The organism is Saccharothrix luteola (genome assembly GCF_020859565.1).
Classification (GTDB): Bacteria; Actinomycetota; Actinomycetes; order Mycobacteriales; family Pseudonocardiaceae; genus Actinosynnema; species Actinosynnema luteola.
In genome coordinates, this window is the sequence record NZ_JAJHUO010000028.1 from 86,274 (window position 1) to 104,677 (window position 18,404).

An 18,404-nucleotide genomic window follows, 5' to 3' on the forward strand; every position below is an offset into this window, starting at 1 on the left:
GGGGGGGCGGGCGGGGGGGGGGGGGGGGGGGGGGGGGGGGGGGGGGGGGGGGGGGGGGGCGCCCCCCCCCCCCCCCCCCCCCCCCCCCCCTCCCCCGGCGTGTCCGTCCCGCTGCTGCTCCAGACGTCCTACCTGCCAGCCGGGTTGATCGACGTGGAGACCTTGCGCCACCAGTCGCTGTACCGGCTCCTCGAGGAGGCGGGGCGGCCGGTGCGGCAGGCCAGCGAGACGATCCAGGCGGTGGCGTTGACCGCCGAGCAGGCCCGGGTGCTCCGGCGCGAGCCCGGTTCACCGGCCCTGTCGAGCAGCAGGCTCAGCCGGGGCGAGGACGGCACGCCGTTGGTGGACGACCGCGCGTTGCTCGTCGGCGACACCGTGATCACCGCGGAACGCGCGGTGACCGGGACGAACCTCGCCTACGGACACCGATGACGACGATCGCGCCGCAGGCCAGGACCGCGCTGACCCACGGCGCGGCCCGGTAGTCGGCCGCGGCCCGGGTCGCGACGGCGGCCGACAGCGGACCGAGGAACGCGCCGACGTTCAGCGCGACCGTGGCGAACGCGCCGCTCAGCGAGGGCGCGTCGGACGCGACCCGCAGCACGCGGCCGACCAGCGCCGATCCGACGCCGAACGACAACGCGCCCTGCACCGCCGCCAAGGCGAACAGCGGCGCCGGGTGGGCGCCGGTCACGGCCAGCGCCGCCCACCCGACCGGCAGCGCGCACACCGCCGGCCACAGCTTCACGTCACCGAGCCGGCCGGCCGCCGTCACCCCGATGAACGCGCCGACGCCGAACGCCGCCAGCAGCACGGGCACCGCACCGGCGGGCAGGCCGGCGACGTCCGCGGCGATGACGGCGAGGTACGCGAAGGTCGCGAACGTGGCCCCGTTGACGAGGGTCGCGAGCACCAGTGCCCGCTGCAACCGGCGTGACCTCAACGCCTTGGCTTCCTCCCTCACCGACACGTCGCGACGATCGGCCGCATCCGCGGGGGCGGACCGGAACACGAACCCCAACGCGGGCACGCACAGCGCGGCGACCGCCCAGAACGCCGAGCGCCACCCGGCCCAGTCGCCCAGCAGGGCGCCCGCCGGCACGCCCGCCACGCAGGACAACGTGATGCCCGACAACAGGACCGCGGTCGCCCGGCCGTGTGCGGTGGGGCGCACGAGCGCGGTCGCGACGGACATCGCGATCGCGAGGAAACCGGCGTTGACGATCGCGGCGACGATCCGGGTTCCGAAGAGGACGACGAAGTCCGTCGTGACCGCGCCGAGCACGTGCACGACGACGAACGCGGTCAGGAAACCCGCCAGCGCGCGACGACGTGGCCACCGCGCGCTCAACGCGGCCATCACCGGCGCGCCGATGATCATCCCGATCGCGTAGGCGGAGGTGAGGCTCGCCGCCGCGCCCACCGGGACGGACAGGTCGGTGGCGATGCCCGGGACGAGGCCGGACAGCATGAATTCCGAGGTGCCTTGCGCGAACACGGCAAGGCCGAGGACGTAGACGAAGACAGGCAAGGGGGATCGACTCCGAGGTCGGCGTGCGCGGTCAGGTGCGTGCGCGTGCCGACCGCCGACGGGCGATCGCGATCAGGACCGGTCGGTCACCGGTCGGACGGCTCGCCGCCGGCGATCGGCGGCTCCGCTCTGTCCGACTCGGGGCTGGTCACCCCGAGAACCCTAGTCAGGGCGCGACCCGGCCATCAACGTCATTTCGCCCCCGGCGCGCGGCCAGCCAGACCTCGGCGAAAGCGACGGCGTCCGCCAGCGAGAACAGCCTGGTGACGGCGCCACCCACCCGGCCGAGCTCGACCGGACGGGCGACGGCGAAGGCCGCGCCCAGCTCCGCGAAATCGCCGTCGTCGAGCACGACGTCGCGAACGGTCGTCCAGGACCGGCCGCGCGGGGTGGTGATCGCGAACGAGTTGTCGGCCTCCGGCGGTGCCGGCAGCCGGTACTCGGCCAGGTGGAACGCCGTGCAGGAGTCGAAGCCGACGCCCAGGAGCAGGACCCGCGCGTCCATCGCCGCCAGCCGCGCGAGCGGGCTGCGTTCACCGAGTTGGCTGTCGAGGGCGTGCTCGGCCACGACCTCGGCCGCACGGGCGCCGATGGCGGCGAACGAGGTCTGCGGATGGGCGCTGCGGACCGCTCCCGGCCGGTTCCGCACGGCCTCGGGGATCACGCCGACGCCCGTCGAGGGTGTTGTGCGCGGGTCGTAGGGCGGCATCGACGCGCGGATCTCGGCCCACCACGATTCGGGCACGGGCGGGTTCCGCCAGCTGGCCGGGTCGGAGTTGTCGGCCGACTGAGCGGGCGTCACCAGCGTCCCGGCCTCGCCGAGCACGTCGAGCAGCGCCGACACGACGGTGGCGGCCCCGCCGCAGACCCAGCCGAGCGAGCTCAACGACGAGTGCACGAGGACGGTGTCTCCCCGGCGCAGGCCGGCCGCGCCGAGCTGGGTGGCGATCGAATCCCGCGTGCACAGCGGACCGGTGGGCGGTGTCGACACCGCCGCAGGATAAGGATGATCGTCCGGTCAGGTCACCTCATTTCGACCCCACCTCGGTCAGCCAGGCGCGCCGGGCCGCGGCACGGGTGAACTCGCGGACGTGGACGCCGGCGCGCAGCCACGCCATCGGGAAGTCTTCGCCTTCGTCGTGGACCACCCGGCCGAACGCGTCCCGGCCGCGGTCGCGCGAGGCGTCGGCCAGGCCCGCCAGCAGGTCGGCGGTGGTGGTGAGGCCGTTGCGGGTCAAGGCGGCCACCTCCCGCCCGGCCGAGGCGACGGCCGCCACGGCACGTCCGCCGAGCGCGATGCGGTGCAGCACGTTCTCCAGCGGGCGCGCGGGACGCGGCACGCGTTCGGCGGGCTCCGGTCGTGCCGGGAGCTCGCGGGTGCCGTTCCCGGCGACGTGGGAGCGCTGGAGCCGGTCCAGGCCGAGGTCGACGTGGTGGCGCAAGTCCGTGGGCAGGTCGAGGTCGCCGGTGACGGCCAGCGCGACGGCGGTCCCGGGTCGGTCGGGCAGCAGGCGGGCCACGGCGCGGAGCCGGAGGCCCGGAGCGTTCGCCAGGACCCGCAGGTTCTCCCGCGCCCGGTCGCCGTCGCCGACGAGGTCGACGTGGGTCTCGCCGGTGGCCAGCCGCAGCGCGTCGCCCGCCGCGCCGAGCACGGTGCCCGTCACGAACAGCAGGTCCGCGCCGGACGGGCGGTGGGACTCGGGTCTGGTGTGGGCGTGGAACGCGCGGGTCACCTGGTCCGGCAGGGGCTGCGCCCACAGGACGGCCAACGGCGGCTCGTCCCACGACGCGGCGGACGCGGCCACCGCGCGGACGGCCTTGCCCGCGCCGAGCCGGTGGTCGGCCGACGCCGTGCCGCCGGAGAGCAGCAGACCCGCACGGCCCAGTTCGCGCTGGCTGAGCCCGGATTCGCCGATCGCCACCGGTCCGCTCGCGGCGGCGGCGACCCGTTCCGCGCCGCCCGGCATGATCGCCGGCACGGTCCACAGCACGCCGCCGTCGTCCACCAGGTGCGTGACCACCCCGGCGTAGCCGGAGGCGGCGACGACCACCTCCGTGCACAGGCCGTACAGGCGCAGGGAGCCGATCGGGCGGTACTCGCGCCGGGCGGTGCCGCGCAGCTCGGCCGCGGGACCGGTGCCCGTGCGCAGGTCGTGGCAGAGCAGCATCAGCTCGACCAGTTCGGCGGTCAGCGCCTCGCGGTCGAACGACGAGTCGCCGGCGCGGGCGGCGGCCAGCGTGGCGGCGATGCGCAGGCCGTTCGCGGCGGCGCGATGCAGGCCCGCGACGCGGGCGACGTGGACGGCGCGCAGCAGTTCGGCCCGGACCACGGCGCCGCTGCCCGCGGCGCCGGCGCGGAGCACCGTGCCGCACGCCGCCCAGAGCGCGCTCGCCGCCGCACGTTCGTCGTCGGACGTCGTCGCACCTTCGTCGGACGTCGTCTCGACGGTGTCGGCAACGGGCTCACCGGTGGCAGCGGCCGTCTCCTGGACGCCGTCCGCGATCTCGGCCGCGGCCACCGCGATGCCCCGGTGCAGGCACTTCGGCGCGAGCAGGCAGCTGCACACCAGGTCGTCGGCCGTCGTGAGCACGCCTTGGCGCAACGTCCAGGTGAGCGCGGTCTCGGCGTCGAGCTCGGCGCGGGCCGCGTCGGCGTCCGCGGTCACGGTCCACTCGGCCACGCGCCCGAGCGACGCGTCGACCCGCTTGCGCAGGCGGGGCGGCAGGGCGTCGAGCACGTCGGCCACCACCGCCGGGAACACCGGGGGCACGCTCATCCGCGCACCTTCTCCCCCACCCAGCGGGCCAGTTCACGCGGGCTGAGCGCGGCGACCGGCATGCCCGCCGCGACCAGCGCGCCCGCCACCGACGTGGAGTAGCGGGCGACGCCGCGGTCGTCGAGGCTCGCGCAGCCGAGCACCGTCACCCCCGAGGTGACCAGTTCCCGGACCTGCGCGACGAGCGGCCCGACCGGACCGCCCTCCTCGAAATCGCTGACCAGTACCACCATCGTCCTCTCCGGCACGGTCACGAGGGAACGGGCGTGGCGCAACGCGCCCGCGATGTGCGTGCCGCCGCCCACCCGCACCTCCAGCAGCAACGACAACGGGTCGGCCACCCGGTCGGTCAGGTCGACGACCTCGGTGGAGAAGGCCAGGAAGTGCGTCGACAGCGCGGACACCCCGGCGAAGACCGAGGCGGTCAGCGCCGACCACACCGTGGACGCCTCCATCGAGCCGGACACGTCCACCACCAGCACCAGCCGCCAGTCGTTCGCCTTGCGCCCGCGGGTGCGGAACACCGGGTGCTCCGGCACGACCACCACGCGGCCGTCGGCACCGCGGCGTGCCGTGGCGAGGTTGGCCCGCAGGGTGCGCGGCAGGTCCAGCCGGCCGCCGGGCCGACGCGTCGGCGTCGGCAGCTGGATCCCGGTCAACGCGGGCCGCACCCGGTTGGCCAGCTGGTCGGTCAGCTCGCGCACCAGCCGCGCCACCAACGGCCGCAGCCGCGCCAACGCCGACTCCGACAACCCGCCCGCCAACGACAGCACGTTGCGCAGCAGGTCGACCGACGGCCGCACGGAGCCGGGGTCGATCTCCAGCGCCGCCTCCAACCGCCCGCCTTCCGCCGCTGCCGCCAGGACTTCCTCGCGGACGTGCTCGCCGAACAGGTCGCGCAACTCCTCCGACCACTCGCGCACGTCGGGGAACGGGCTGGAGCGGTCCGCGCCCAGCTCGCCGCGCGCCGCGCCCTCGCCCCGATCACGCCCGTACAGCTCGTCCAACGCGGCGGCGTACCTGGCCGCGCCCGCCGGGCGTTCGCCGTTCGACCCGAGCACCAACCGCCACCGGACCCCGGCGGGCAGTTCACCGGCGTAGGACACCCCGGCCGCCGCCCCACCCCCGCTTGTCACCCCGGTCGCCAACGCCTCGCCGCCGGCCACCTCGGTCGCCACCGCATCGCCGGCCACCTCGGCAGCCGACTCAGCCAGGCTGGCCGCGCCCATCATCAACCCACCCTCAGCCACTCCAGCCGGCATTCCACCGACCGCCGATGTTCCGGCCCCGGCTGCCGACTCGGCCACTCCGTCCGCCGAAGCATCGGCCGGCCGCTCCCGCTCGGGCAGCAAACCGTGCGCCCGCAGGGCATCCACCGCCGCGTGCTCGGCGTCCAACCACACCGCCAGCAGCTCCGGATCCGACGCGCCGACCGCGTCGACCCGTTCACCCGTGCGTTCCTCGACCACCGCCAGCACCCGGGCCCGCGCCGCGGGCCCCACCGACCTGAACGCCCCCCGCAACGCGGGCAGCCGGTCGAGGAAGTCCCGGTCCCCCAACCCCTCCACCCGGTCCAGCAACGGCGACAGCGCTTCCGGCGTCTCCAGCAACGGCCCGGCCGCCGCGAGCACCCCGGTGAGCCCCAGCCGCAGCACACCCCTGCGCTCCGGCGTGCTCGCAGCGTCCACCCACGACGCCACCCGCTCGCCCAACACCGACGCGGGCGCCAGGCCGAGCAACACCCGCGCCGCACCGGCCGCACCGGCGATCAGCGGCGTCCCCGAGTCGGCCAACGCCCGCAGGCACGCTTCGAGCCGCAGCCCGTGCACCCCCGGCCGCTGCCCCAGCTCCACCAACGCCCGCGCGTCGGCGACGTCCTCCGACCCGGCGAGCCCGTCGAGCTGCGCCACCGCCGCCGTCTCCAGTTCCAGCGCCAGCAACGGGTGCGCGTCCAAGACGTCGCCGGGCGTCCCGGGCACGTGGCCGGCGCGCAACCGGTCGAGCAGGTCCAGCCCCGCCAACAGCTCCCGCAGCGTCGCGGACGACGGCAGCACGGTCGCCGCGTCGGCCAACAGCGCGTCCACCATCCCGGGCAACCCGCACGCCGCCGCGTCCAGGAGATCGCCCAGCACGGCGGCGGGTGTGTGCCCGCCGCGCTGCTCGCGTTCGGCGCGACGTGCCCGCAGCCGCCCGAACGCGGCCAACTCCAACGTCGCGCCCCACAACCCCGCCACCGGCAACGTCGCCGCGGTCGCCGGGGTCCAAGCCACCGTCCACCGGGTGCTCAGCGCCTCACCGCCACCGACGCCCGTGGTCGCGGTCTCCTCGCCGTAGGTCACGCCGAGCACGGCCAACCGCCGCAACGCCACCTCGCGCCGCGCGTCCAGGTCCGACCGCAACGGGTCCAGCCGCAACGACACCGCCTCGCGCGAGTCCGGACCGGGCAGCCGCAGCGACGCGACCAGCGCCTCCACCGCCGGCGCCAGACCGGAGCGGGGCGTGCCCGGCGCGAGCACCCCGGTGCGGCGCCCCACCAGCACGTCACCGGCGGCCCGCGCCACGACCCGTCCACGTCCCAACGGCTCGGCGTGGGTCAGCACGGTCTGCACCGCCTCCACCAGCTCACCGCGACCGGGCGCGGGCAGGCCTCGCAGCCGGGCCAGGTCGACCGCCAGCCGCAACGCCTCCCGCGCCTCACCGGGACCGGCCGGGTGGCCGAGCTCCCGCACCCGCGCGCAGATCCGCACGATCAGCGACGCGGCGGCGGCCTCCACCGCCTCCGGATCGCCCGCCGCCTCCAGCACCGCCTGCTGCCACTCTGGATCGCGGATCCCCGCCGGGTAGCCGGAACGCTCGTCCAGCAACGCGAACCCGTACGGCACCAACGACGTGACCACGTCACCGGCGACCGGGTCCGAGGTGTCCACCGGCCCGTCCAGCAACGCCGCCGCGTGGAACGACCCGACCACCGCCGCGCACCGTCGTCCGTCCACGGCCCGCACGATCCGCCGCATCCACGCCTCCCGGCGCAGGTCGTACGGGTCCACGCCGACGCCCGCCGCGTCCTCGCGCAACGCCCAGCCGACCAGCAACGCCGCCCGCCGCACCGCCTCCGGCGTCTGACCGGGCGCGGTGGCTTCCACCAGCCGGTCCCACAGGTCGTCGCCGTCTCGGCCGGTCGTCGCACCGCGCAACGCGTCCGTCAACGGCGACGCGCCGCGCTCCTGCGGCCGGTGCCCGTCACCGCGCAGCGCCAGCGGCAGGTCGCACGGCCGGACCTCGACGCCGTTGCGGTGCGCCCAGCGGATCGCGGCCAGCTCCGGCGAGAAGTCCGCGAACGGGTAGAACGCCAGGTCGCCATCAGGTGAGGCGCCGGACAACGCGACCGGCGCGACGAGCTCGGGATCGGCCAGGTGCGGCAGCCACTCCCCCAGCTCCTCCGGCAGCTCGACCAGCAGCACCTCGGGCGCGAACCCGTCCAGCAGGGCGGGCACCACCGCCGCCAACGCGGGCGAGTGGTGCCGCACCCCGATCAGGTAGGGGCGCCGGTGCTCGGCCAGCTCACGCATCGAGGACGTCACGGAGCTCCCACAGCCGTCGCCACGTGCGCGCACCGGACTCGGCCCGCCGCCGCACCGCGCCGTCCCAGTAGCCGAGCAGCCGGGCCGCGTCGCCCGGGTCGTCCTTGCGGACCACGCCGAGCAGGTGGCCGGGCAGCAACGACAGCGGGTCGCGGTCGCCGGGGAAGTACGCGTCGGCCAGCCCCAGCGACGTGGCGACCGACACCGCCTCCGCCGTGCTCATCACCGTGGACGGCCGCTCGACCGCCCACCCCTCCTCCGACACGCCGTTGCGCAGGTCGCGGAACGCGGTGACCAGCACCTCCAGCACCACGTCGTCCACGGCGAACGGCGCGCTCACCCGTTCCAGCGCGGCCGTGGCCTGCCGTCGCACCAACGCCGTCTCGGCCGCCAGGTCGCCGATGGGCCCGACGTTCTCGAAGTTGAACCGCCGCTTCAACGCCGCCGACATCTCCGACACGCCGCGGTCGCGGAGGTTCGCCGTGGCGATCACGGTGAAGCCGGGCGCGGCGTGCACGGTCGCGCCGTCCGTCCCGGACAGCTCCGGCACCGCGATGCGCCGGTCCGACAGGATCGACACCAACGCGTCCTGCACCTCCGGCAGGCACCGGGTGACCTCTTCGACGCGCACCACGCCGCCGCCTCGCATCGCGGTGAGCACCGGTGACGGCACCAGCGCGCGGGGGCTCGGTCCTTCGGCGAGCAGCAGCGCGTAGTTCCAGCCGTAGCGCAACTGGTCCTCGGTGGTGCCCGCGGTGCCCTGCACGACCAGCTGGCTGCTGCCGGACACGGCGGCGGCCAGCAGTTCGGACAGCATCGACTTGGCCGTGCCGGGTTCGCCGACCAGCAGCAGGCCGCGTTCGCCCGCCAGCGTCACCACGGCCCGCTCGACCAAGGCCCGTTCGCCGACGAACTTGGCGCCGATGACCAGCCGGTTCGGCACGCCGTCCACCGACACGCCCTTGGGCAGGGCCAGCGGGTCTCCGCCGCTGCCCATCACGAACGTCACGACGGCACGCGGGGTGAGCCGCCACCCCGGCGGCCGGGGCCCGTTGTCGTAGGCCGCGAGGAACGCCAACTCCTCGCGGAAGGCGTCCTCGGCGGGTTCGACCTGCCTGGGTGCGGTCACCTGCGTCCTCCGGTCTTGAGCTCTTCGTAGGCGGGCGCGTCGCCGTCGAGCACCCGTTGCCAGGCGCGGGCGAACAGGTCGGCGACGGGTTCCAGCGGCACGATGACGCCGGGCTGACCCGTGGCGTACTCGAACATCGGCGTCTTCCACCTCTCCAGCGGCACGTGCGGCGCGGCCAGCGCCAGCCACCCGCCGGGCAGGAACAGCGAACGCCCGGCCCTGGCCCGCTTCGCGGTGAGCACCAGGTCGGTCTCGGCGAGCGCGGCACGGGCCTGGCGCAGCCGGGCGGGTTTCCAGCCGGTCCACCGGGCCACGTTCGCGTCCGTGGGATCGGGCAGGGCGAGCAGTTGCAGGTACAGCGCCGCCGCGTCCTCGGTCAGCCCGAACCGCGTGGCGACCTCCGCCACCAACGCGGGCACGGACACCGTCGGGTCCTGGTGGTAGGCGGCCGGGTCGACGCCGTCGGGCGTCGGGACCGCGCACAGGGCGGTGAGGCGGTCGTCGGCCAGCCGGTCCAGCATCCGCAGCGCGTCCTGCCCGCCGGCCAGCTCCGCGACCGCGACGAACAGGTCCCGGTCGGCCGGTCCGACGAGGCCGGGCCTGGCCGCCAACCGGCAGTACTCCTCGCCCGCGGGGGCCAGCTCAAGCCAGCCCTGGTACTGGTACGCGCCCGCCTCCGTGGGCACGTCGACGCCGAGCAACGCGCACAGCCGGTCCAGCGGGACCCACCGGCCGAGGTCGACGGCGAAGCCCGGGTGCGCGACCCGCTGCCTGGCCAGCGCCAACGCCTCCGGCAGCCGGGCGCGCAGCGGCGAGCCGGCCGGGAGCCGGTGCGCCAGCCACACCAGCACCTGCGGCACCGACCACAGCGCCACGCGGTCGAACCCCTCCGGCCGGCGGGCCTCCAGCCCGTCACCGGTGAACGTCAGCTCGGCGTCCACGGTGAGCCACGGCGTGAGGTCCGGGTTGACCACGCCGGCCACGTACTCGCCGATGTCCCGCAGGTTCAGCAGCTTCGCCGCGTCCACGAGCACGTCGTCGGGCACCGGCGTCCGCCGCCCGTGCTCGGCGGTCCACACCTCGGCGACCGCGGCCACGTCGGGACCGCTCGTCCAGAGGTCGGCCGGGTCGGCGGGCACGGCGGCGGCGACCAGCTGGAGCCGGAGCCCGTCGCGCAGCCGGTCGAACCGGTCCCTGGCCACCTTGGCGCCGCCCGCGGACAGGCCGAGCAGGCGCCGGTCGGCGGTGGAGAGGAAGTTCGCGTCCCACCGGCCGACGCCGGGCAGCCCGGCCAGCAGGTACGTCGCCTCGGCCGTGCCCAGGCCGGTGAGCTCCATCAGCGCGGGCACCGCCTCGGGGAACCACGGCGCGGGGCCGCGCTCGGCGAGCACGTCGAGGAACCGGGCCACCCGCTCGGGCCCGAACGACGTGCGCACCTCCTCGGCCGACTCGACGTGCCAGTCCTTCGGCAGGGCGAACACACCGGGCGTGCGGCTGAACTGCAGGCCGTCGAACCGGCTGCCCGGGCCGTTGCGCCACTGGGTCTCGAACAGGGCGATGAACCCGTCGCCCACCGGCACGACCCGGTCCTTCACGCTGGTCTGCCCCTGGTCCACGACCACGCCGAGGGTCCGCCAGTACCCGGCGCCGTCGGCCAGGCCGCCGTCCGCGACGGACCGCAGCACGAGCGCCAAGGCGGCCCGCTGGTCGTCCGGGGTGAGCGGTGACGCGGCGCGGTGCGCCAGCGCGGCCAGGTGCGGCAGCGCGTCGAACCAGCGGGGTGCGTTCGACAGCGGCAGGGCGCGTGCCTCGGGCCGCGCGACCGCCTCTCCGAGCGCGGTGATCAAGGCGGGCAGCCCGGTCCGCACCTGGCCGCGCGAGTTGTAGGACCGGTAGCCGCCGAACCAGTTGAGCGCGGCGTTGACCTGGTCCTCGGTGACGGCGGGCCCGGTGGGCGCGAGGACCGGGTCGACCGCGCGGGCCGCCTCGGCGATCTCGCCGTAGCGCCGGTAGGAGCGCTCCACCTCGGCGGCGCCGCGCACCAGGTCGACCACGCCGGAGATCAGCGCGGGGTGCGTGAGGCCGGGCAGCTCGGCGGCGACGACACCGGCGAGGCCGCCGCGGGCGCCCTTGAACAGCGCGGTCAGCCGCTCGCGGACCGTGCGCTTGTCCGGCTCTTCCTCGCGTGCGGCGGCGATCATCCGGTCCACGGCTTCCCGGGTCACCCCGCGCAGCGCGGCCGAACCGGCCTCGTCGCGGGGCCGCAGGAGGTGCCACCAGTCCAACGGCGGCACGAACGGCGTGCCGGTCGCGTACGTCGGGTGCTGCGCGGTTTCCGACACCGTCGCCAGCCCGACGCCCTCGGCGTCGAGCACCGCCGTGGTCTGGTTGCCCGTCGCCAGCGTCAGGTCCGCGCCGCCGGGCAGCCGCAGCACGCCCTTCGGGCGGGCGCCGCCGGCCAGCCGGACCCGACGGCCGTCCACGCCCTCGCCGACGTACGAGCCGTCCGCTTCGCGGCGCACGCGCCACCCGTGCAGGCCGTCGGCCGCGCCGAGTGGGCTGTCCTGCGTCGCGGGGACGGCGGGCCGCAGGTCGCACACGCCGAGTTCGAGCGACGTGCCGTCGGCGGCGAAGTCCTCGATGAACCGGGGCAGGCTCGCCCGACCGCGCTGGCCGGTGGCCGGGTCGACCTCGAACCAGCGCCACCCGCGGTCGTGGTAGAAGCCGGTCCACACGGTGGCGCCGTCGCCGTGCGCCTCCGACAGCGTCGACACGACCGTGTCGCCGGGGTGCGCGGCCCGCCCACCGGCGAACCGGCCGCCGCCGGGCAGCGCGATGGACGCCCTGACCGTGTCGTTGCGGTGGTAGGTCCGGCCCTCGCCCATGGCGAAGACGCGGTCCGGCGCGTCGCTCCAGTACGCCAGCTCGCCGTCCGGGCCCTGCCAGCGCACGAGCAGCACGCCGTCGAACCACGACGCGGCCGGCGCGGCCCCCCAGCGGTGCCGGGCGTCGGCCGGGATGCGGGAGACGTGCTCGGCGAGCACGCCGTCCGGGCCGACCACGACGAACGTCTCGCCGCGGCGCAGCACGAGCGCGGGCCACCCCTCGCCGCACACCACCACGCTGCTGTCCTTGGGCGTCCCGGCCGTGGCCAGGCGCGCGACGGCCTCCTCCAGGGCGGGCCACCCCAGCTCGTCCAGCACGCCCCCGCGCAACGTCCGGTGCAGGGCCGCGGCCACGTCGGTGCGGGCGAGCGACTCGGCCGCCTCGGGCACGTCCACGTACGCCTCTGGCAGCCGCACGACGGCCAGCGTGTCGAGGTGGGCCCGGAGGTCGGGCAGGCCGGTGACGGCGACGCGCTCGACGCGCCCCCTGATCCACGCGCCCAGCGCGCTGCGCAGACCCGGCACGGCCATCGCGGACGACAGCACGTCCACCGCGACGACGTTCGAGCGGACGTGGGAGCGGGCGTGGGCGATGAGCCCGGAGCCGAGCGCCCCGCCGAACCGCTCGGACGCGGCCAGGGCGGCGAGGTCGCGGCGGCCGGGCTCGTCGTCGGCCAGCCACCCGGTGACGTCGAGCTGGTGGTCGTCCTGGTTGCCGGGCGCGATCGGGACGTCGCGCGCCACCAGCAGGTCCAGCACGTCGAGGTCGCCCTGGCGGTAGTAGCGCAGCGCGCGGACCGGCACGGCGTCGGCCACGAGCCGGCCCGCCATCGCGTCGAGCAGCTCCAGCAGCTTCACCGAACGCCCGGTGCCGCGCCACCCCGACGAGCGGACCGCGAGCACCGACGACAGCCACTCGGCCGGGTTCGCCTCCACCTCGTCCGGCCCGATCAGCGCGCGGGTCGCGCCGCAGGCGGTCAGGATGTCCAGCCACAGGTCGAGCACGGTCTCGGAGTCGGGCACGAACGACAGCAGCCGGCCGCGCACCTCCGCGTCGTCCGTCGCCAACGCCACCAGCGAGGCTCGATAGGACTTCCAGAACGCGCCGCCCGCGCGGCTGATCGCGGAGCTGTCCAGGATCGCCCGCAGCAGCCGGTGGTCCTCGGCGACGAGGTCGCGCTTGGCGGCCTTCGCCAACCGCCGCAAGTCCTCCGGCATCCCCGTGTACGGCGGCAGGCCACCCCGCGTGCGCTCCACGCACAGCGTGAAGAACAGCTCGTAGGCCGCGTCCGCGTCGTGCTTGCGGGCCAGGCCCTTGGCGTGCGCGGACAGCGCCTTGGCGGTCAACGCGCCGGCGAACGCGAACTCCAGGAACACCTCGCGCGTGCGCTCGGGGTCGACCGCCAGGTCGTGCACCTCCTCCGCCTCGCGGGCCTTGCCGAACATGCTCGCCGCGTAGCTGGTGTTGCCGTGCTGGAGGAAGATCCGCCCGGCCTGCTCGTAGAACGTGGGCAGGAAGTGCGGCGCGGACCGGCCGAGCATCGCGCCCAGCGCGGTGAACCCGTCCTTCGCCGCGCCGGCGCGCGACTTGGCCGTGCGCGCCAGCCGTTCGACGTCCTTGACCAGGTTGAGCGCGTGGTGGCCGTTGGCCGGGTCGTGCACCAGGGCCCAGGCGGGGAAGCCGAGCGCCACGCGCTTGCCGGTGCCGACGTCGGCGACCCGGGCCGGGGCGTCGAAACCGAGGTACTCGCAGGTCAGGTCTTCCGCCTGGCCGAGGACGGCGGGCACCAGCCGCACCACGACGCGGCCGTCCAGGCCCTCGTGGGCGTAGTGGCGGGCGGTGATGGTGTCGCGGTCCTCGCCGACGTCGGCCGCACCCGGCAGCACCGCGCCGGCCGAGATCAGGGCCTTCGGGCTCAGCGCGCTCACGGGGCCACCACCGCTTCCTCGACGACGCGACCGGCGTGGATCGCCGCCGCCATGCGCATCCCCTCGGACCACGCGACCGGTCCGACGTCGGCGAGCGGCAGCGTGGTTCCGTCCTCCAGCGCCCAGTGCAGCTCGCCGGTCCACGTCTCGCCCTCGGGGTAGTCCGAGCCGAGCCAGTAGCGGGCCTCCACGACCCGGCCGTCCTCGAACGCGGAGTAGACCGCGTCGCCGCCGCGCACCGGGTAACCGAGCGTGCGGCACCGGCTCAGCGCGTGGTTGAGCTGCTCGAACCGGCCGCCGGAGAAGTCGTCGACCGACGTCTTGCCCGCCAACCCGGCCGGACGGGCGTGCGTCTGCCGGAACAGCTGCTGCACCTGCTGCTCGACGCCGAGTTCCGCGCCGAACTCGCGCAGCTCCTCCAGGTCCTCCAGCAGCACCGGGTGCGGTATGCCCACCACCTCGGGCTTCAGCCGTCGGGTGTCGCCGTCGAGGGTGACCACGCCGAGGCCTCGCTCGGGGTCGGCGTCGCGCAGGAACCCTGTCTCCGCGCCGTTGCCGTCGTCGGCCGTGACCACGAGGTCCCGCAACGCTTCGGCCCACGCGGCGTCGGCCCATACCTCGGCGATCAGCGCCGCGGGCACCGGCAGCGAGCGCACCATCCAGCCGTCCACCGTGGACAGGCACTCGGCGCGGTGCCGGGACAGCCACTCGGCGAGCTGGCGCAACTGGACGACCCTCGGGTCGTCCTTGAGCGACGCGGGCACCGAGGACAGCAGCTTGCCCTTGGCGTTGCGGCACTGGACGCGCCCGTTCTCCCCGAGCCGCACCTGGTACCCGGACGCGTGCCCCTCTTCGGATTGGGCATCGAGCCAGCCCACGGTTCCTCCTGCGAGTCGTTCACAACGGTGTGGCGCGGAGGTTAGCGAGGGGGTCCGACAAAACGATCAGTTCGGTCTGTTCGTCGCCTCGTCGTGACCAGGAGCGGGCTGCACGAACGGGCGGCATTACCTCAAGTCTTGCCCAAATCAGGTGCGAGTGTGACCGGCGTCTCCCTAACCTCTCCCTCATGAGACTGCTGCTGTGGATCGCGCTCACGTGCGCGCTGGCGGTCGAGGGGGCCATGGTCCTCCCGCTGCTGGCGGGGGGGGGGGGGGGGGGGGGGGGCGCCGGGCGGCCCCCCGCCCCCCCCCCCCCCCCCCCCCGGCGCGCCGGTGCGCGCTGGGGGTCGAGGGGGCCATGGTCCTCCCGCTGCTGGCGGGCGTGGCGATCGTCGGTTGCGCCGAAGTACGGCGCCGATCGCCACGCCCGCGCGCACGGGTCCGCCCTGATCTGCTCGCCCGGTGACCGGAGAGGTCGCGACGAAGACCCTTGACCTCCTGCGTCAGCAGGTCTTGCGCAGGATGGCGCCGGAGGTGCCGGCCAGCGAGACCTCGGTGACCGACGTGCCGCGTTCGTTGACGTGCCCGCCGTCCAGCGGCACGGTGACGGACCGGCTGTCGGTGCGGTTGGCGTTGACCACGACCGTGCCGCACGTGAAGTCGCGGACGAAGACGTTCGTGCCCACGGACTTGTACGGCCCGGACGGCGCGCCGAGGTCCCAGTCGTACTCGGCGCGCCACGGCGAGGCGTCGCCGTAGCCGTCGGTCTGGTCGATGCTCGCGATCGCGGCCCGGTCGCCGGCGGCCATGAGGTAGCTGGCCAGGGCGAACCGGTACGGCTGGTCCGCGCCCTCGGTGTGGTGCGGCTGCACCCAGGTGATCTTGCCCCGGGCCTCGTTCGAGGCGATCTCGGCGACCTGCCTGCTCCACCCCTCGGGGTACTCCGAGAGCAGGTTGGTGTCGCCGAACGTCAGCCACCACTCGTCGAAACCGCCGTCGAGGTGCTCGGTGTAGGCGTCCCAGGCGCCCGCGTGCAGCCGGGCGTTGGACAGGTTCGCGACCGTCTTCAACCCGGCGGCGACGAAGTCGTCGCGGGTGTTCGCCAACATCGACTTGTACGCGTCCTGCATCGCCGCGTCGGTCGGGTACTTCGCCGGGCACACGCCGTCGTGATAGGCGTCGCAGGGGAACAGCGCGTTGTCCATGAACACGCCGTCGAATCCGGACGCGGTGCTGCTCTCGATCACGTTGGCCGCCCACGCGTCCTGGTAGGCGGTGTTGCCGACGTCCATCTGCCAGTGGCCGGAATAGCCGCTGTACTCGAACCGGCGGCCGTTCGGGTCGAGCAGGAACCACTCGGGGTGGTCCTTTTCCGCCTGGCAATACCCGACGCCGGTCGGCAACTGCGCGTCGTCCACCCCGTCACGGCACGCGTACGAGCGCGTGGACGACAGGTCCTTGTAGACGAACACCTGGACGGCCGGGTTCGCCGCCTTCAGCTTGGGGATCAGCGCGCCTTCCCAGGCGTTGAGCACGATGTAGGCGCGTCGGCGCGCCTCGGTGGCCAGCACCTCGTCGGAGACGGGTGTGGAGTTCATGTGCAGCCAGAAGGACTGCACCGCACCACCTCCGCCCGCGACCTGCTGCTCCGCGGCGCTGGTCGGACTGGACGGCGCGATCAGCGTCGCCGTCATGACACCGGCCACGATCGGTAGCAGTATGCGGGCCCGGCCGCGGCGCGCAAGCCGGCGTCGGACGCGTTCATGACGATGGGGCAGGGACATGCCGGACTCCCCGGATTGCGGCAGGCGGCACCCCGATGTCGATCACGACAACAATGTCGGGCACAACGGGGAATGGGGCGCACCCGCCCTCGTGTCGGTAGCGCGAAGATCGCCTACCGGCCGGTAGGCGAATCGCGACCGCAGTTAAACCGCTCGACATCCGGCAGGTCAAGTAACGGGCGTCACATCACGCGTGAAATAGTCCGTCTCCATTGGTCCGCAACTATTTCGGTCAACTGGGAAAGGATCATTCCCAACCCGGGTCACCCGCCGAACGGGTTGGCGTCCTTCAGCAGCTCGACCAGCGGTCCCACCAGGTCGGCGACGAAGTCCCGGACCACCGGCACGAAGATGATCACTGCCACCAGCAGCGCCACGTACGGAGCGACACCACCCCTGCGCTTCGACGCCATGCCCACCCCCGGATGCGTTGCCGCTTCCAGCATCCCACGATCACCACGAGCCACCGGCGGACACGCCTGGGAGCGGTCGGCGCGCCGCCTGGTCCGGGATGCCCGGCGTCCCCGCGGAAAACGGGCTGCGGTGTTGTCGGTGTGCCCGGATATCGTCCCGACCATGACGGGGATCCGCTACCTGACCGGTGACGCGACCAGCCCTCAGGCCAAGGGCCCCAAGATCATCGCCCACGTCTGCAACAACCGGGGCGGGTGGGGCAAGGGCTTCGTCCTGGCGATCTCCAAGCGCTGGCCGGAGCCGGAAGCCGCCTACCGCCGCTGGCACCGCGAGCGGGCGCACAACGACTTCGCGCTCGGCGCGACCCAGCTCGTCCAGGTCGCGCCCGACCTCTGGGTCGCCAACATGGTCGGCCAGCACGGCCTCAAGACCAGCCGCAGCTCCGGGCCTCCCATCCGCTACGACGCGGTGCGCCAGTGCCTGCACGCCCTCGCCGCGCACGCCGCCCGCCTCTCCGCGGGCGTCCACATGCCCCGCATCGGCACCGGCCTGGCCGGGGGCCGGTGGGACCGCGTCGAACCACTCGTCGTCAGCGAGCTCACCAGCCACGACATCCCCGTCACCGTCTACGACCGGGCGTGACGGCCCGTCAGGCGCCCGAGCCGCCGTCGACCGGCACGATCGCGCCGGTCACCATCGACGCCCGGTCGCTGAGCAGCCACGCGGCCACCTCCGCGACCTCGCGGGGCTCCGCCATCCGACCGAGCGGGATCGTCGGGGTGATGCGCTCGACGAGGCCGGGGGTCGCCGCCTCCCACTCGGCGATCATCTCCGTCGCGGTGCCGCCCGGCGTGATGCCGTTGACCCGGATGCCCTGACGACCCCACGTCACGGCCGCGGTCTCGGTGATGCTGTTGAGCGCGCGCTTCATGGCGCCGTACGCCGGGAGCTCCGGGTTCGCACGTCGACTGCCGATGCTGGAGGTGTTGACGATCGCTCCGCCGCCGCGGCGCATCAGCGCGGCCTCGGCCGTCATCGCGGTCCAGTGCGCCCGGAAGTTCACCGCGAACTGCACGTCGACGTCCTCGTCGCTCGTCGTGTCGAGCGGGCCGGGCCGCTGGATCGTGGCGCCGTTGTTGAACGCGCCGTCGAGCCGTCCGTGCAGCTCCTCGACGCGGTCGACGGCCGCGCGGATGCTCGCGCGATCGGCGAGGTCCATCGCCACGGCGTCCGCGACGCCGCCGTCCGCGCGGACCTCGGCGACGATTCGCCGCAGCGCGTCGACGCCGCGCGCGGCGAGCACGACGGCGGCGCCCTCGTGGGCGAAGAGGCGGGCCGCGGCCTCCCCGATGCCGCGGCTGGCGCCGGTGATGAAGACGACCTTGCCGGTGAGCAGGCCGATGGGTGAGCTGTCGTTGGTCATGACGACAGCGTCGGGCCGGCCACCCGACCGGAGGCAGGCACAGGCTGTACCAGGATCCGCAGCCGCGCCGCGG

At 74.8% G+C, this 18,404-nt stretch carries 12 protein-coding genes; 2 read left to right on the top strand and 10 right to left on the bottom strand.

Annotated elements, in window-relative coordinates:
• The first annotated feature begins 99 nt into the window (after window positions 1-99).
• Window positions 100-432, top strand: a complete 333-nt coding sequence (locus LNK82_RS34320; RefSeq protein ID WP_230571080.1) for a UTRA domain-containing protein — start codon at window positions 100-102, stop codon at window positions 430-432.
• Here LNK82_RS34320 and LNK82_RS34325 read toward each other — a convergent pair.
• From LNK82_RS34325 to LNK82_RS34365, 9 genes are all read right to left on the bottom strand, one after another.
• Window positions 380-1,531 carry a Cmx/CmrA family chloramphenicol efflux MFS transporter gene (locus LNK82_RS34325; protein WP_230571081.1) on the bottom strand — a complete coding sequence of 384 codons (1,152 nt, stop codon included), beginning with the start codon at window positions 1,529-1,531 and terminating at the stop codon, window positions 380-382. The genes LNK82_RS34320 and LNK82_RS34325 overlap by 53 nt on opposite strands.
• A gap of 166 nt (window positions 1,532-1,697) precedes the next feature.
• A complete protein-coding gene (locus tag LNK82_RS34330; RefSeq protein WP_230571082.1) occupies window positions 1,698-2,522 on the bottom strand; it encodes an AAC(3) family N-acetyltransferase in 825 nt (274 codons plus the stop codon).
• Window positions 2,523-2,559: 37 nt separating this feature from the next.
• Window positions 2,560-4,308 (bottom strand): hypothetical protein, encoded by a 1,749-nt coding sequence (locus LNK82_RS34335; RefSeq protein ID WP_230571083.1) that lies wholly within the window; start codon window positions 4,306-4,308, stop codon window positions 2,560-2,562.
• Window positions 4,305-7,889, bottom strand: coding sequence for a DUF5682 family protein (locus LNK82_RS34340; RefSeq protein ID WP_230571084.1), 3,585 nt, complete (start codon window positions 7,887-7,889; stop codon window positions 4,305-4,307). The genes LNK82_RS34335 and LNK82_RS34340 overlap by 4 nt, the downstream gene beginning before the upstream one ends.
• Window positions 7,870-9,018, bottom strand: a complete 1,149-nt coding sequence (locus LNK82_RS34345; RefSeq protein ID WP_230571085.1) for an ATP-binding protein — start codon at window positions 9,016-9,018, stop codon at window positions 7,870-7,872. Before LNK82_RS34345 ends, LNK82_RS34340 begins: the two co-directional genes overlap by 20 nt.
• On the bottom strand, window positions 9,015-13,832 hold the full coding sequence (locus LNK82_RS34350; RefSeq protein ID WP_230571086.1) for a hypothetical protein: 4,818 nt from the start codon (window positions 13,830-13,832) through the stop codon (window positions 9,015-9,017). Before LNK82_RS34350 ends, LNK82_RS34345 begins: the two co-directional genes overlap by 4 nt.
• The gene (locus tag LNK82_RS34355; RefSeq protein ID WP_230571087.1) at window positions 13,829-14,710 is read right to left on the bottom strand and encodes a DUF4132 domain-containing protein; all 882 of its coding nucleotides are present in this window, start codon (window positions 14,708-14,710) and stop codon (window positions 13,829-13,831) included. Before LNK82_RS34355 ends, LNK82_RS34350 begins: the two co-directional genes overlap by 4 nt.
• Window positions 14,711-15,213: 503 nt before the next feature.
• The gene (locus LNK82_RS34360; RefSeq protein ID WP_230571088.1) at window positions 15,214-16,404 is read right to left on the bottom strand and encodes a putative glycoside hydrolase family 15 protein; all 1,191 of its coding nucleotides are present in this window, start codon (window positions 16,402-16,404) and stop codon (window positions 15,214-15,216) included.
• Window positions 16,405-16,757: 353 nt separating this feature from the next.
• Window positions 16,758-16,940, bottom strand: coding sequence for a hypothetical protein (locus LNK82_RS34365; protein WP_230571089.1), 183 nt, complete (start codon window positions 16,938-16,940; stop codon window positions 16,758-16,760).
• A gap of 130 nt (window positions 16,941-17,070) precedes the next feature.
• Between LNK82_RS34365 and LNK82_RS34370 the strand changes: the two genes are divergently transcribed.
• Window positions 17,071-17,550, top strand: a complete 480-nt coding sequence (locus LNK82_RS34370) for a macro domain-containing protein (RefSeq protein WP_230571090.1) — start codon at window positions 17,071-17,073, stop codon at window positions 17,548-17,550.
• A 7-nt stretch (window positions 17,551-17,557) separates the two neighbouring features.
• Here LNK82_RS34370 and LNK82_RS34375 read toward each other — a convergent pair whose 3' ends face one another.
• Window positions 17,558-18,331: an SDR family NAD(P)-dependent oxidoreductase gene (locus LNK82_RS34375; protein WP_230571091.1), complete on the bottom strand. Its 774-nt coding sequence runs from the start codon at window positions 18,329-18,331 to the stop codon at window positions 17,558-17,560.
• Between the last annotated feature and the right edge of the window lie 73 nt (window positions 18,332-18,404).

What these genes read in the sequence shown, in the direction of transcription:
- LNK82_RS34335 (WP_230571083.1), bottom strand. Translation starts at nt 4,308, where the DNA reads ATGAGCGTGCCCCCGGTGTTCCCGGCGGTGGTGGCCGACGTGCTCGAC.
- LNK82_RS34360 (WP_230571088.1), bottom strand. Translation starts at nt 16,404, where the DNA reads ATGACGGCGACGCTGATCGCGCCGTCCAGTCCGACCAGCGCCGCGGAG.
- LNK82_RS34365 (WP_230571089.1), bottom strand. Translation starts at nt 16,940, where the DNA reads ATGCTGGAAGCGGCAACGCATCCGGGGGTGGGCATGGCGTCGAAGCGC.
- LNK82_RS34370 (WP_230571090.1), top strand. Translation starts at nt 17,071, where the DNA reads ATGACGGGGATCCGCTACCTGACCGGTGACGCGACCAGCCCTCAGGCC.
- LNK82_RS34375 (WP_230571091.1), bottom strand. Translation starts at nt 18,331, where the DNA reads ATGACCAACGACAGCTCACCCATCGGCCTGCTCACCGGCAAGGTCGTC.